The organism is Hahella sp. HN01 (assembly GCF_018986435.1).
Lineage (GTDB): Bacteria > Pseudomonadota > Gammaproteobacteria > Pseudomonadales > Oleiphilaceae > Hahella.
This window is the reverse complement of record NZ_JAHMIN010000022.1, coordinates 44,238-59,315: the sequence shown is the minus strand read 5'-3', so window position 1 is coordinate 59,315 and position 15,078 is coordinate 44,238. Positions and strand designations below refer to the sequence as shown.

The window sequence follows — 15,078 nt, the reverse complement described above, 5'->3', positions numbered from 1 at the left end:
CGCCTTCTCTTCAGAATTGATTGAACAATCCTCATGGCAAAAATACTCGCGCTCGATACATCAAGTGACGCCTGTTCCGTAGCCTTATGGAACGACGGCGAGTTGACCGAACTGCTGGAAGCGACGCCAAGAGCTCACGCCAAGCGCTGCCTGCCTATGATTGATAGTTTGCTTGGCGATAGCGGTTTGCGTGTGGGGCAGTTGGATGCGCTGGCGTTTGGAAGAGGGCCGGGCTCATTTACCGGGCTCCGCATTGCAGCCGGTATTGTGCAGGGATTGGCTTTTGGCTCCGACTTGCCCGTTATTCCTGTTTCTACGTTGCAAGCGATGGCGTTTGCGTGGTTCAAGCGCCAGAAAAGCCCTGCCGGCCAAGTTGTTTGTCTGCTCGATGCGCGTATGAACGAAGTCTATTGGGCGGGCTATGAGCATTCCTCGGGTAGCGTTAAAGAAGTTTATGCGGAGCAAGTGGTTCCTCCAGAAATGGTCGATGCGCAAGTCTCGGAACAGGAACTGGCCATATTGGGGAGCGGTCTGGTTTATCTTGAGCGTCTGCCGGCGACGTTGATCGAAAGCTCGCCCATACAGGAGCTCGAGTGGGGGCCGCGTGCGGCTGCAATGGCGGAAATGTCTGTGTCGATGTTTGAGATGAGGCGTACTGTGTCCGCCATTGAAGCTCAGCCTATTTATTTGCGTGATGAAGTGGCCTGGAAAAAACTTCCCGGTCGCTAAAAGCCGTTAGTGTTTCTTTTCTGTTTACCTCTCCAAACTTTCACGAATGTCGCGCTTGACGTCGACCTCGACAAGTGGAACTTTAAGGGGCTTTTTTTTGTGCTTAATATTTTATGGGAACATTTTAGATGACTTGGCTTGAAATCGTTGTTTTGGCGCTGATTCAAGGGCTGACGGAATTTCTTCCTATTTCCAGCTCCGCGCATTTGATTCTTCCCTCTGAGGTTTGGGGCTGGCAGGATCAGGGATTGGCGTTTGACGTGGCCGTTCATGTCGGCACCTTGCTGGCGGTTATGATTTATTTCCGCGCCGATATTTTCAACTTGCTCAATGGATGGATTAAGCAGATTGCTGGCGGCGGCGCATCGCAAGAATCGCGTCTCGCCTGGGCGGTTATTCTCGGCACTATCCCTGCGGGTCTGGCGGGAGTACTGTTGGACAGCTGGATTGAAGAGAACCTGCGTTCCGCTTTGGTTATCGCACTGGCGACTATAGGTTTCGGGGTATTGTTGGGACTGGCCGACCGCAAAGTAGGAACGCGTGATATTGACCAGTTTACTCTGAAAGATGCGTTGATTATTGGCGTCTCCCAGGCGCTGGCGCTGATTCCAGGCACGTCGCGCTCCGGTATCACCATGACGTCAGCCTTATTTCTTGGTTTGAACAGGGATACGGCGGCCCGATTCTCTTTCTTGCTATCCATCCCTTTGATCGCCGCTGCTGGCTTGTTCAAAGGGCTTGAGCTGGCGGACACCGGGACTAGTTCGCAATGGTCTGAGATTGCCGGGGCGGTGCTTATTTCCGCCGTCAGCGCCTACGCCTGTATTCATTTATTTTTAAAATTTTTACAGAAGATAGGTTTCATGCCGTTCGTAATCTATCGCATGCTATTAGGCGCAGGTCTTTTGATCTGGTTGTATGTAGCCTAAGTTGGGCGCCCGTATTTGTGCGGGCCGCCAATAACGGCTGTAACGGGGCGGTCTATACTCTAAGAGTCGCCCCGGCAACTTGCTCGGAGCCCTGCTAATTGAAAGTCTCAATAATTGACATGGACCGGGCGTTAGTCGCCGGAAGGATAGCTGCATGATTGGCGGAGTCGGCTCATCGCTGCCGTTACTGCCCACAATTAAGCGCAATGACAGCTCAACGATCAGCGATGCGGATGCCTCGCGTCGTGATGAGTCTCAGCGCCGCAGTGTTGAGCAGGCATTTCCTGCCGAGGAAGCGTTGCAGACCAGGACGCAGGAGAGCATCCCGTTTCGTCGCGTTAACGCCAACAATTCTCCAGAGCAAACACAGCTGCAACGGAAGCCTGAGCCTGATGATGTATCTCTAGCCGCGCAACAGGCCATAGAAACCTATCAGTCTACCGCCAACAATGCGCCGCGCGATGGCGTTGACAGCTTGGTCAGCATAGATCTGTTTGTTTAAACTCCTGCTTTAATACCTTTCTTTTTTTCTATGGATATATCGCCATGATTTCTTATGACAATCAGGTGTTGGTGAGCTATTGCGAACAACGCCGGGACGAGGCTGAAGCGTTTTCATCCCGGTTCGGACTGCCACTTGTCGCCTTGGAGGCATTGCCGGCCAAGAGTGATAAATCAGTGTACTTGCTGAACTTCTCTGATGCGCGAGTGGAGTTAGTCAATTGGCGTATGCAGGCGCCGGGACCGGTGTTTGTGGATTTTGTCGAAGGCGCGCTGGCTTATCGACGCGAACATGGCGGCGGTCGTGGTGAAATGGTGGCTAAGGCGGTAGGACTGAAAGGCGATGTAAAGCGCTTGAACGTGCTGGACGCCACAGCGGGCTTGGGGCGGGACGCCTATGTATTGGCGGCGTTGGGGTGTCATGTGGTGATGTACGAGCGTAACCCGCTGGTGCATTGTCTGTTGGCGGATGGTTTGCGTCGTGCGCAAGACTGTTCTGACGCTGCGTCAGTGGCTGCGCGTATGACACTGCATCTGGGAGAAGCCTTTGCTGTTTTTCCTGATGGGATAGATGTGGTTTACCTCGACCCCATGTTTCCTGAACGTCGCAAGAGCAGCGCCGTAAAGAAAGAAATGCAGGCGTTTAAGGATATTGTCGGCGCTGACCCTGATGCGGACGAATTGTTGGCGTCGGCGTTGCGTCAGGACGTTAAGCGAATAGTGGTTAAGCGACCGAAAGGCGCGCCATGTTTGCTGGGGCGTGAACCGAGCTTTGCTGTGACAGGAAAAAGCGGCCGGTTTGATGTTTACGCGCTACGCAAACTGACCGGTGGATAGCACCAACCGGTTGTAGCCGCGCAACGGCGCACTGCGTCTGGATAAAATAACTGATCCGAATTCTATTTGGCGCCTTTTTGAGGCGCGGTTCCGCCGTTGCGTCAGCGGATTTTTACGATTGCCGGTTCGATAAACTGGCTTCGTGATACTTCAACTACTTTTTAGTTGTTGCTTGGGATAATTACGTCTTCGTCAAATTGATTTTCCATGATTCCCCTCCTTTTAAGGACTGGTTAAATATAGTCCAATTATCCACAAAACAAGTTAGGTAGAGTTACCTATCTATACTAATGTACTAATTATCAACCTCTGTTTAGGCCCACTGATTACAGCATGTTAACGATCTATTCCAAGTTATTTTGTATATGCTTTTTGCGCTGCAATTCGTATCAAACCGTCGCTGCAGGCGAAGATTATTTATGAGCCTATTGGACTTGTTGTTGGGCCTGCTGGCGAACCTCGCATGGGGATTTAATTTCATTGCGGGCAAGGAAGGCGCCCAACACTTTCAGCCTCTTTTATTTACCGCATTGCGTTTCGCCATTTTGCTGGCGTTGACGGCCCCTTGGTTGAAGCCGGCGAAGGGATATATGAAGCCATTGCTGTCAGTAGCATTTGTATTGGGTGTATTACACTTCAGTATGATGTTCCTGGGGCTTAATGCGGGAGGAAATATAGCCTCAGTTGCTATTGCGACGCAGCTATATGTTCCCTTTTCAGCCATCTTGGCGGCGGCGATATTAAAAGAAAGTATTGGGTGGGTTAAGGGCGGAGCAATCGTACTTGCTTTGTCTGGAGTATTCATTATCGGATTTGATCCAGTTGTATTTAATCATCTGGATGCGCTTGCCTGGGTGGTGGGCGCGGCGGCAAGTATGGCTGTCGCTACGATTTTAATGAAGCAATGCCCCACCTTGGGAGTGATGCGATTGCAGGCGTGGATTGCGCTTGTGGCGACGCCGTCATTGTTGCTGTTGTCATATATTTTTGAAGAAGGTCAGTGGTCGCGACTGACTCAAAGCGAGTGGTCGGATTACTGGGCGCCGCTTTATTCCGCGGTGGCGGCGTCTATTATTGGTCATGGCATCGTGTATCGCTTACTTGGGCGCTACAGCGTTTCTCTGGTTACGCCGATGATGTTGTTGGCCCCGATATTCGCAATGGTGTTTGGCATATTCTGGTTTGGAGATGTGCTGACCTGGAAGCTGTCTCTTGGAGGCGCTTTGACCTTGCTGGGAGTGGTGATCATTAATATACCCAGGGAGCAGTTACGGCGGGTGATGTATTTGCTCGCTGGAAAAAGGAAGGCTTCGGTCTAAGCTTTCTAAAAAATAGAATTCTCTATCTCAAATTTATCGATATTTATACGAAATAGTTGAGGTTAGACTACGGCAATTGATGATGGGAGCAGCTTAACATGTGGAAAAATACACAACAAAATTACGGACTTATAGCGATTTTGCTGCATTGGCTGGTCGCGCTTGTTGTTTTCGGTTTATTCGGATTGGGGTTGTATATGACGGACTTGTCATATTACGACGCCTGGTACCAAAAAGCTCCGTTCATTCATAAAAGCATTGGGATGCTGCTGCTGTTCGTCATTGTATTCCGGTTGGTTTGGCGGTTTATCAATGTTCGTCCTGAACCAGAGGCTTCCTTGAGCCGTATCGAGAAAGTCGCGAGTGAATGGGCGCATCGTCTGCTGTATTTGTTGTTGATAGCCACCATGATCGCCGGGTATCTGATTTCCACTGCAGACGGGCGCGGTATTGATGTGTTTGGCTGGTTTGAAATTCCCGCGTTGTTGCCTCCTGTTAAAGGCATGGAGGATATCGCCGGGGAGATTCATGAAGTGTTGGCGTGGACATTGGTGGGGCTGGCCGTACTGCATGCTTTGGCGGCAATCAAGCACCATGTTATAGATAAAGATAAAACTCTGATGAGAATGTTTTCCCCCAAATAACCGCTCTCGCTGTCGGCGGTTTTGTACGGGTGTTTTTTTAACTTAAATCCAAGGAGATAAACAGCAATGAAGAAGAGCATCGTTGGCGCAGTATTGGGCGTTATGTTGACTGGCGCAGCGTCGGTTCATGCGGCGGACTTCGTCATGGACACCAAGAACGCGCATTCTTTTATTCAATTCAAAATGTCCCACCTCGGTTTCAGCTGGGTATTGGGGCGCTTCAACAAGTTTGACGGCGAGTTTTCCTACGATGAGGCTAACCCCGCCGCAGCGAAAGTGTCGGTGAATATTGACCCATCCAGCGTAGATACCAATCACGCTGAGCGCGATAAGCACGTTCGCAGCGAAGACTTCCTGTACGTGGACAAATTCCCAGACGCCAAGTTTGTCAGCAAAAAGGTGGTGCCTGAAGGCGACGGCAAAGCGAAAATTATTGGCGACCTGACCCTGCGCGGCGTGACCAAAGAAGTGGTGCTGGACGCCAAGCATATTGCGGGCGGTAATGATCCTTGGGGTGGATACCGCGAGGGCTTTGAAGGCACAACTACTTTTAAGTTGAAGGACTTTGGTATTCCCAAGAGCCTGGGGCCCGCCGCAGAAGAAATTCAGCTGTATATGACGGTAGAAGGTATTCGCAAGTAATAACTTGTGTTACTACTCCCTGCGATGGCTCCAAGCGCGGAGCCATCGCAGGGCGGCTTGCTATTCACACTTGGTCTGACATTTCTTTTCGGGGCTTTCTCTTCCTTCGCTCCACTTCACCAGCTGCTGCAGGATTTTTTCTCCCACGCGGATTTGTGGTTCCGATGGTGTGAATCCATCTCTCTTTTCCCATCGACTCACTAGGTCTCTTGCTTGATCAAACGCCGCTACAAAAGATGCGTTTTGCGTCAACGACTCTACCAAGAAGGCGCGACCGAAATAAGTGAACTCCGCGTCATCGCTGCATCCGAATGAAGTGCGGTCCGGCTTGGCGGCGGTAATGACCAATGTGTTTTCGTTTTCCAAGTATGGGATGACGCCGCCGGAATAACAGGCGGAGACCACCACTACCTTCCATTTGAATGGGCTGGCGTCGAGGATTTTCCCCAGTTTTTCTGCGGGAATGTCATTGAGCGGCAGGTTGCTGAGCTGTGTTGCGATGCTGTGGTCGCTGCCGCCGTGGCTGGTCATAAAGAGGAATAGAATATCTTCCTCAGACTGAATAAGCGTTTCCATGTGATTCAACGCTGTCTCCAGATTGGTGGCGGTGGCGAGGGGCGACCCCTCCGGGTTGTTAATGTCATTCACCAATATCAATTCTTGATCTGACTGAGTGTATTGCTGGTTGAACAGGCGCTTGGCGAAAGCGACTTCATTGGCGAACACTTGCTGATCGCCCCATCCGGCATAGCCGATAAAAAACATATCTTGCTCACCGGGCTTGGACGCTCGCATCTGATCCAGCTGTTTTTGCAGCAAAGGGCCTTGGCGGCTAAGGATACGCTCAGCGTCCAGAGTAGGTGTTTCTGGTTCTTTTGCGATGGTTTGGGTGTAGTCGGTGATCCAGAAGTCATAGAAGTATAAATAGTGCGCTGGCAGGAAGGTCAGAACAGTTAGAACCAGCGCTGCGGAAAGGTGTCGCGGCGTAGCGCCTGATGACGACAGTCTTACTGCGCGATAGGCGATAGCGAGCGTCCAGGCGATCAGAGCGTAGTATGACCACCAGAACAGCTCTGGGTAATCTGAGTAATAGATAAGAGTGATTTCTTGCTCGAATACAGAATAAATAACGTAAGGCGCGATAATCGAGTTCAGAAACAGAGTAGGGATTCGGTACTGAGAGTAAGGATCGCCAACGATTTTGCTGGCGATAAAGCTGCCCGCCAGAATTGTCGCTAACAAAAAGGTTTCACTGAAGAGCCCTTCCGCCTGGAATATCCGGGGAGGCTCCGTTGCGTACAGGCCGACCAGTAAGCTTATCAAGGCTCCTAACGCAGCAATGAACCAAAAGGCGCCAGGGCTTAAACGGAACCGAATAGATGACGCAGGAAGGAAGAAGGCCAAACGTAAGCCTTGGACAAGGTTATGGAACATTCTGCAACGCCGTTTGATGAATGAGACTGTCGGCGGTCAGTATAACCTTAAGAGGAGAATAAGCTGAATCGGAAGGATAGGGCGCATCCTTGCGCCCGGCTGGTTATTCACGGCGCAGATTGCGCCGTTGAATTATCAGCCTACAGCATCGTCAAACTGTTTCTGGATAGAAGCGGAAGGCTCTTCCGTCGCCAGAGATACGACAATGATTGAGATGGTCGCCAGAATGAAGCCTGGGATAATTTCATACAGATCGAACAGACCGCCGCTCAGCTGCTTCCACACGACAACAGTGATGCCGCCGACCAGGATGCCGGCGAGAGCGCCGTTGCGGTTCATGCGTTTCCAGAACAGAGCCAGAATCAGCGCAGGTCCGAACGCGGCGCCAAAGCCCGCCCAGGCGTAGCTCACCATGCCCAGTACCTTGCTTTCAGGGTTCAGAGCGATCAACGCAGCGATGACGGCGATAATTACGACCGCCAGACGACCAACGTTAACCAGCTCCTGCTGGCTGGCGTCTTTACGGAACAGCGCCTTATAGAAATCTTCAGCCAGAGCGGAAGAAGAAACCAGCAGCTGGGAATCCGCGGTGCTCATTACCGCAGCCAGGATGGCGGCTAACAGGATGCCGGCTACGACTGGGTTGAACAGGGCGTTGATCAGCAGCATGAAGGCTTTTTCAGAGTCTTCCAGCGGATTCTCGAAGTAAGAAATCGCAGCGAAGCCACAGGCGAGGGCGCCAATCAGCGTCAGAGCGGTCCAGGACACGGCGATGCGACGCGCCATGGGGATGTCGTTTTCTGAGCGGATCGCTTTAAAACGAGCCAGGATATGCGGTTGTCCGAAGTAACCCAGGCCCCAGCCCAGTAGTGACAGAATAGCGATCAGACCCAGAGGTTCGCCTTTTACGCTGGTCCATACGTTCAGCATTTCAGGGTTCTTGGCCGCCATAGCTGCGTTGGCTGCGCTCCAGCCACCGTCTGCGTTAATAGCGATAACCGGTACGATAATCAGCGCCGCCGCCATCAACAGACCTTGCACCACATCAGTCCAGGAAACTGCCAGGAAGCCGCCGAAAAGGGTGTAGGACACAACGGCCAATACGCCAGCGAATACCGCCCAGTTATAGTCCAGACCAAACACGGTTGCGAACAGTTTGCCGCCCGCTACCAGGCCGGAGCTGGTGTAGAATAGGAAGAACAAGAGGATGAAGAAAGCGGAGATCACCCGCAGAAGGCGGCTGCTGTCTTCAAAACGGTTTTCAAAAAACTCGGGCAGAGTCAGAGAGTCGTTGGCTGCTTTGCTGTAAACGCGTAGACGACGCGCAACGATAAGCCAGTTCAGCCAGGTGCCAGCCAGCAGACCAATGGCGATCCAGGCGGCTTCATAACCAGCGACGTAAGCGTAGCCAGGCAAGCCTAATAGCAACCAGCCGCTCATATCGGAAGCGCCGGCGCTTAACGCGGAGGGGAATGGGCCGAGACTACGTCCGCCTAAAATATAATCGGAGAGGTTCTTAGTGCGTAAGTATGACCAAACTCCAATACCCAGCATCCCTAACAGATATACTAAGAAAGTCATTCCCACAGCAAATTGATTTTCAATCATGCTAGGTTACTCCTGCTTGTTTTTTAATTGTTCTATGAACGCGGGCGTACGCAGGACGCCCGCTATGAGTGCGGCGCTGAGCGGGATTAAATGTGCTCTACGCCCAGCGACAGCAGAGTTGCGTTACCGCCGACGGCTGTCGTGTTAATGGTGCGCGTCCGCTCATTGGCGAAACGCAGCAAATAGTGAGGGCCGCCCGCTTTTGGGCCGGTGCCGGAAAGACCGTGACCGCCGAAAGGTTGAACGCCAACCACCGCGCCTATCTGGTTGCGGTTGATGTAGGTGTTGCCTACCTTCACTCGCTTCTCGATATGAGCGGCGGTGGTTTCATTCCGGCTGTGAATGCCCAGCGTCAGTCCGAAACCAGTGTTGTTGATGCTGTCGATGACCTTGTCCAGGTCTTCCGCAGCAAAGCGAACAATATGCAGAATCGGTCCGAAGTGCTCTTTGCTTAGCTCACTGATAGAGCCGATTTCAAACGCGCTTGGGGTAACAAAGAAGCCTTTGTTGTGATCGCCAGGCAGAATCGCTTCAGCCTTCCAGCGGGAGTTGGCTTTCATCTCTTCGATGTGCTTTAACAGGCCTGCCTGCGCTTCTGCATCGATGACAGGGCCCACGTCGGTGCTCAAGTGTTTCGGGTGATCCACTTTGAGTTCCTTCAGCGCGCCGGACAGCAGTTCCAGAATTCCGTCTGCGATGTCTTTCTGCACGAACAGTACGCGTAGTGCGGAACAACGCTGCCCTGCACTGGCGAAGGCGGATTGTACTACATCTTTGACTACCTGTTCAGGTAATGCGGTGCTATCCACGATCATGGCGTTCTGGCCGCCAGTTTCTGCGATCAAAGTAGCGATGGCGCCGTCGCGGGCGGCCAAAGTACGGTTGATGATGTGCGCTGTTTGAGTTGATCCAGTGAATGCAACGCCACATACGCGATTGTCGCTCAGCAGTTGCGGGCCTAATTGAGCGCCGTCGCCTGGCAGGAACTGGATCGCTTCTTTAGCAACGCCGGCTTCAAGCATCATCTCAATGGCGCGCGCCGCGATCAGGTTGGTTTGCTCCGCTGGCTTGGCGATGACGGCGTTGCCCGCCGCCAGTGCTGCGGTGACCTGACCAATGAAAATCGCCAACGGGAAGTTCCAGGGGCTTATACAGACGAATACGCCTTTGCCTTCCAGGTATAGTTCGTTGGATTCGCCAGTGGGTCCAGGCAGCACATTAGGCTTGCTGAAGTGTTTGCGCGCCTGCTCTGCGTAGTAGCGGCAGAAATCAACGGCTTCGCGAACTTCGTCGATGCTGTCTTGCAGCGTCTTGCCTGCTTCGCGGCAGCACAGCGCCATTAGTTCAGGCATGCCGGCTTCCATCAGGTCAGCCAGCTTCTCCAGACTTTGTGCGCGCTTTTCAACGGGAGTGTTATTCCACTTCTCGAAACCGGCGTAAGCGGCTGAGAGTGCGTCGTCGACGTCGTTGGACTGGCTCCAGTAAACCGTGCCGGCGGATTGGGTCTGATCGTAAGGGCTCAGCACCTGATCGGGCGCAGCCAGAGTGCGGTGTTCTCCGTTAATAACGGGACAGGCTTTCCACTGGTGCTGATCCCAGGCTCTCAATTGTTTTTCTAACGGCGAATATTGATTTTCCACGAACAGGTTCACTCCCATAGAGTTAATACGGTTGCCGAATATCTGTGCAGGCAGCGGGATGCGGTGGTTGGCCAGCGATGAATACCGGGTCAACTCATGCACCGGGTGCTGCACCAGGCTGTCGATGGGCGTTTCTGCATCCACCAGACGGTGTACGAAAGAGGAGTTGGCTCCATTCTCCAGCAGTCGACGAACTAAATAGGGCAGCAAGTCTTTATGAGCGCCGACTGGCGCATAAATGCGGACAGTGCGCTTCTGCTTGGCCAGTAGCGCGTTGTACAGTGCGTCGCCCATGCCGTGAAGGCGCTGGAATTCGAAAGGACGGTCGGTTTTCTCCGCTAGGGCCTGTACGGACGCGACAGTGTGTGCGTTGTGAGTGGCGAACTGCGGGTAGATATGGTTGCGCGCATATTCGCTGAACAGGAAGCGGGCGCAAGCCAGATAAGAAACGTCGGTGCTTTCTTTACGAGTATAAACAGGGTAGCTGGGCAAGCCGCGTTGCTGACAAAGCTTGATTTCGCTGTCCCAGTATGCGCCTTTCACCAAGCGCACGGGGATACGGTCGCCTTGCTCCGCCGCCAGCGCTGTGAGCCAGCAAAGAACTGGAAGGGCGCGTTTGGAATAAGCTTGCACAACCAGACCAAACTCTCCCCAGCCGCGGCTGTCAGGTGAGCGGTATAGCTTCTCAAAAAGACGCAGGGACAGCTCCAGGCGATCCATCTCTTCCGCATCGATGGTCAGGCTGACATTGCGTTCACGAGCGGCGCGCACCAGCAACAGGACCTTTTCGTACATTTCTGTGAGTACGCGGTCTTGATGGGCTTGTTCGTAACGGGGATGCAGTGCGGACAACTTGATGGATATGCTGGATGCGCCTGGACGATTGTCGTATTGGTCGGCGCCGACCGTCTCAATCGCTTTTATGTACGACTGGAAGTAGCGCTCTGCGTCTTCCGCGGTAAGAGCGGCTTCGCCCAACATGTCGAAAGAGTAGCTATAGCCTTTGTCGCGGTATTTGCGGCCATTTTGCAATGCTTCGCTAATGTCGCGGCCTAAAACGAACTGCTTGCCCATGATTTTCATGGCCTGGTTCATGGCGCTGCGGATGACTGGTTCGCCGCACTTGTTGATCAGGCGTTTGAGGACATTGGCGGGCGTGCCGTCGATATTGCGGTCAAGCTTGACGACTTTCCCGGTCAGCAGCAGACCCCAGGTGGACGCGTTGACGAGCGTCGATTCGCTCTTGCCCATGTGCTTTTCCCATTGGGCCGCGGACATTTTGTCGCGAATCAGTGCGTCCGCGGTGGCTTTGTCGGGAATACGCATCAAGGCTTCCGCCAGACACATCAGCAACACGCCTTCCTGCGTATCCAGGCTGTATTCCTGCAACAGGGCGTCGACCATGTGTACGGAATCGTCCTGGGCGCGGACATCTTCAATCAGCTTGGTGGCGCCCTGGGTGATAGCTCTTAACTCATCAGTTCCGGGCGTCGCCAGAGCCATGAGTTCTTCAAGATAAGCCGCTTCGTCAACGGCGTAGTTTTGGGTTATCGCCGTCCACAGCGAGTCCAGGCTAACAGCTTGGATGTCGGGCGAAAGTACGGATGAAGCTTTAAACATACGGAGTACTCCAGAACCGCGATAATTGGCGTTATTGTCTGTAAAGATCCGGCTTTTGAAAGGAGCCGGCCCGGCCTGATCCGCTGTCGTTTAATTTGTTCAAAAGAACGACAACGGCCTGATACGGGGCGAATGGACAGAATGTAATGTTTTGCTATCGTTCAGGTCTTACAAAAAACCGCATGGATTTTGCAAAAAACTGTGCTTTACAGAACTGCAATAATCAAAAATTGACCTGTCGCATTTACATCCTGTCGGATTGCTGACTGCGTTTTTGCACCTGTTTGGGGGTGAGTCCGTCATGCTTACGCATGCAGTTGGTCAGTGCGCTCTGGCTGGAAAATCCGCACTTCTGGCTGATTTCCGCTATAGACAAATTGGTTTCCAGCATCAAGCGCTTGGCGTAATCCAGGCGCGCCCGGATGACATATTGATGAGGCGTCTGATTTGTCGCCTGTTTGAAGAGTTCGTGGAAGTGACGTTCACTCACGCAAATACTGCCGGCGAGATCTGAAATACAGATGCGCTCATGCAGATGCTTATAGATGAACTGGTCGATCCGGTGCATGTCGAGCACCGGAGATTTCTGCCGTTTTACGCTAGGCGAAATTCTTCGGCTGAGGCAGCGGATAATGCTGCACGCCAAATGGTGACGCAGTGCGCGATCGTCCTGCGCCCACTGGATCTCCTGAATGGAGACCTGCGTCAGTTGCTGCAGTCCGCGATCCAGCGTCACCAGCTGCGGCCTTTCAAACATAGGGTTTAAAAGGTCGTAGTCGGGGTGATGGGAGTCGAGAAAGGCAGGGTAGTCCTGATCCAAGTCTATGACCAAAACATGATTGCGAGGACGTCCATAAAAGTCATGGAATGTATCGGTCGGCACGATGCAGGCGTGACTGACGTCCAAACGAGCTGCGAGACCGCACATATCGATCTCAGCGGTGCCGGTTAGACCCAGCACTAGTTGGTAATGCGTATGTTTGTGCCGATTTACGTTTTGCGGCAGGCTGATCACATTTGCTTGCAGCATGCAATGTATACAATAAGTGAAATTGATGTTGGTTGAAAAATATACAGATGTACTCAGGGTAAATGCATCCATTGCGGCATGCAAGTCAGGCGGCGCAATATTACCACCCTCTTTCTTTATACGCTGCTGAAATTTATACTGCCCCGCTTTTCCGGCCTCAAGTGTTTTCCTTAACGCAATCAATGTGTTGTCTTTGGATGAAAATCGTCCAAATGGATTGCGTGCGGTTTTGGTAAATAGGCCTAACGGCCAATGGTGGATTTTACTGTGATCAGTATCCTTACCGTGCGACTAATAGAGAACGACACACAATGATCTCCTATACCTTTCACCGCCGTGTGCTGCTAATGGCAGGATGCTTTGCTGTCGCTTTGGGATTGGCAGCCTGTAACGAACATGACTCCAATGGGGACAAGTCTGCGCAAAATAGCGGACAGTCCAACAGCGCCCCTGTGGATACTTCCTCCCCAACGCAAAACGGCTCTGGCTCCAATGGCGCCACAAACAATGATTCTGGCTCCAATGGCGCCACAAACAATGATTCTGGCTCCGACTCAGGATCTTCAGATACTGGGTCTACTACTCCTTCAACTCCAGATGGGGGAGGCGGCTCTACGAACCCTTCACAGCCAGATACTCCAACGGAGCCTACCACGCCTTCCGAGCCCACAACTCCTTCACAACCCGGCGATGACGATTCATCCAACGATGATGCGCCAGCCGAGCCAGAACGTTCGTTAATGGTTAGTGGTTATGTGATGAAAGGGACGCTGAAAAACGCCTTGGTGGCTGCGTTCCCAGTTGTAGCGAAAGGCGCGGCGAATGATGCGGATTATCAAAATCCCGCTGCGCTTACGTTGACCAATTCCGATGGAAGCTACGAGCTGGTTATTAAAAATCCGGTGGCGGGCGGCTATCTGATTGAAGCGACTTCCAACGAGAGTACGCGTATGACCTGCGACGCCACCGCTGGCTGCGGCCTGAATGCGTCCGGTCAGGGAACATCCTTTGGCGATGTGATGTCTTTATCTGAAGGGTTCGTCCTCGATTCTTATTTGCCGCTTCCGACTGCAGATAAAGCGGTTTTGAATATTTCCGCTTTGACTCACTTGGCGGTCGCTTTGTCTCACAAGAGCAGTAAAGGATTAACCTCCGTATCCTGGAGTAAGGCGAAAACGGATTTGGCGAAATCCTTAGGAATTCAGGCCGGACTCATTGATAAGCGCCCAGTGGACCTGGTTGCTATTTCCAATAGCGATGCAGCGGGCGCTGACGTGGGGATTGAATACATGCGCGCCAGTGTGGTTAATGCTGCTTTTGCAGGTTTGGCGCAGCGTCAAGGTATGTCCATTGCTAAAGTAATGGGGGACGCAGTTAAGTCTTATACTGATTCCGGCGAGCTTCCTCCCAGCGATTTCAATACTCAGGCGCTGGTGACCATGAACGTGTTGTTCAATGAGGCGTCTGCTATTTCTACTGACTTGGAGGCGATGACTGGCAATAAATCAGTACAGTCATTGTTGTCTCAAATCAGTCAGCAATCTTCTGATTTCGCCAAGCGGGCGGCGTTGGGAGATTCCACGCCAGTTAAGATTTCCATACAGCCTACGTCGGCCAGCGTATATGTGTCAGAGTCTGTGACTTTGAATGTCTCAGCGACAGGGACAGACCCCATTCGCTATCAATGGCGCAAGAATGGCGTCAATCTGCCTAACGCCACTCAAAGCTCGTTGGCGCTTAAAGGTCTGACTTTAAGCAGTAGTGGTAATTACGATGTAGTGGTCAGCAATGATGTGAGTAGCGTCACCAGTAATCGCGCCAGCCTTAAAGTTTCCTCTAAGCCAGTGCGTAAAGTGAAGATCGCCTGGCATATTCCAACTACTCGTGAAAATGGCGACGGTCTGGCTAAAGCTGAATTGAAAGGGTTCCGCATTTACCATCGCGCTCCAGATGAAAATTATGAGAAGATTATACAGATAAGCAACCCATCGCAAACCAGCATTGAGTTGTCGGATCTGCCCGCTGGCTACAATACATTCGCTGTGACGGCGGTGGATGTGAACGGACTGGAAAGCGACTCATCCAAAACCTTGTCCAAAACCTTTAAATAGCCATTGGCGCGGAGCGCGCTGGAATGGATCAAGG

At 52.3% G+C, this 15,078-nt stretch carries 12 protein-coding genes; 8 read left to right on the top strand and 4 right to left on the bottom strand.

Features of this window, described 5'->3' with window-relative positions; translation table 11 throughout:
• The first annotated feature begins 33 nt into the window (after positions 1 to 33).
• From tsaB to KP814_RS20215, 7 genes are all read left to right on the top strand, one after another.
• On the top strand, positions 34 to 729 hold the full coding sequence (gene tsaB / locus KP814_RS20245; protein WP_216738471.1) for a tRNA (adenosine(37)-N6)-threonylcarbamoyltransferase complex dimerization subunit type 1 TsaB: 696 nt from the start codon (positions 34 to 36) through the stop codon (positions 727 to 729).
• Between the two features lie 128 nt (positions 730 to 857).
• Positions 858 to 1,658, top strand: coding sequence for an undecaprenyl-diphosphate phosphatase (locus tag KP814_RS20240; protein WP_216738470.1), 801 nt, complete (start codon positions 858 to 860; stop codon positions 1,656 to 1,658).
• Positions 1,659 to 1,812: 154 nt separating this feature from the next.
• The gene (locus KP814_RS20235; RefSeq protein WP_216738469.1) at positions 1,813 to 2,160 is read left to right on the top strand and encodes a hypothetical protein; all 348 of its coding nucleotides are present in this window, start codon (positions 1,813 to 1,815) and stop codon (positions 2,158 to 2,160) included.
• A 44-nt stretch (positions 2,161 to 2,204) separates the two neighbouring features.
• Positions 2,205 to 2,996 carry a class I SAM-dependent methyltransferase gene (locus tag KP814_RS20230; protein ID WP_216738468.1) on the top strand — a complete coding sequence of 264 codons (792 nt, stop codon included), beginning with the start codon at positions 2,205 to 2,207 and terminating at the stop codon, positions 2,994 to 2,996.
• A gap of 419 nt (positions 2,997 to 3,415) precedes the next feature.
• Complete coding sequence (locus KP814_RS20225) at positions 3,416 to 4,315, top strand: DMT family transporter (RefSeq protein WP_216738467.1); 900 nt, start codon at positions 3,416 to 3,418, stop codon at positions 4,313 to 4,315.
• A 98-nt stretch (positions 4,316 to 4,413) separates the two neighbouring features.
• Complete coding sequence (locus KP814_RS20220) at positions 4,414 to 4,959, top strand: cytochrome b (protein WP_216738466.1); 546 nt, start codon at positions 4,414 to 4,416, stop codon at positions 4,957 to 4,959.
• Between the two features lie 66 nt (positions 4,960 to 5,025).
• The gene (locus KP814_RS20215) at positions 5,026 to 5,601 is read left to right on the top strand and encodes a YceI family protein (protein ID WP_127972737.1); all 576 of its coding nucleotides are present in this window, start codon (positions 5,026 to 5,028) and stop codon (positions 5,599 to 5,601) included.
• 60 nt (positions 5,602 to 5,661) lie between these two features.
• Here the strand turns inward: KP814_RS20215 and KP814_RS20210 are convergent, their stop codons facing one another.
• The 4 genes from KP814_RS20210 to KP814_RS20195 all read right to left on the bottom strand — a co-directional run bounded on the left by KP814_RS20210 (position 5,662) and on the right by KP814_RS20195 (position 12,933).
• Positions 5,662 to 6,924 carry a C13 family peptidase gene (locus KP814_RS20210; protein WP_216738465.1) on the bottom strand — a complete coding sequence of 421 codons (1,263 nt, stop codon included), beginning with the start codon at positions 6,922 to 6,924 and terminating at the stop codon, positions 5,662 to 5,664.
• Between the two features lie 246 nt (positions 6,925 to 7,170).
• Positions 7,171 to 8,643: a sodium/proline symporter PutP gene (gene putP / locus KP814_RS20205; RefSeq protein WP_127972735.1), complete on the bottom strand. Its 1,473-nt coding sequence runs from the start codon at positions 8,641 to 8,643 to the stop codon at positions 7,171 to 7,173.
• Positions 8,644 to 8,729: 86 nt separating this feature from the next.
• A complete protein-coding gene (putA, locus tag KP814_RS20200; RefSeq protein WP_216738464.1) occupies positions 8,730 to 11,903 on the bottom strand; it encodes a bifunctional proline dehydrogenase/L-glutamate gamma-semialdehyde dehydrogenase PutA in 3,174 nt (1,057 codons plus the stop codon).
• A gap of 244 nt (positions 11,904 to 12,147) precedes the next feature.
• On the bottom strand, positions 12,148 to 12,933 hold the full coding sequence (locus KP814_RS20195) for an AraC family transcriptional regulator (RefSeq protein ID WP_127972733.1): 786 nt from the start codon (positions 12,931 to 12,933) through the stop codon (positions 12,148 to 12,150).
• Positions 12,934 to 13,244: 311 nt separating this feature from the next.
• Between KP814_RS20195 and KP814_RS20190 the strand changes: the two genes are divergently transcribed.
• Positions 13,245 to 15,044, top strand: coding sequence for an immunoglobulin domain-containing protein (locus KP814_RS20190; RefSeq protein ID WP_216738463.1), 1,800 nt, complete (start codon positions 13,245 to 13,247; stop codon positions 15,042 to 15,044).
• The last annotated feature ends 34 nt before the right edge of the window (positions 15,045 to 15,078 follow it).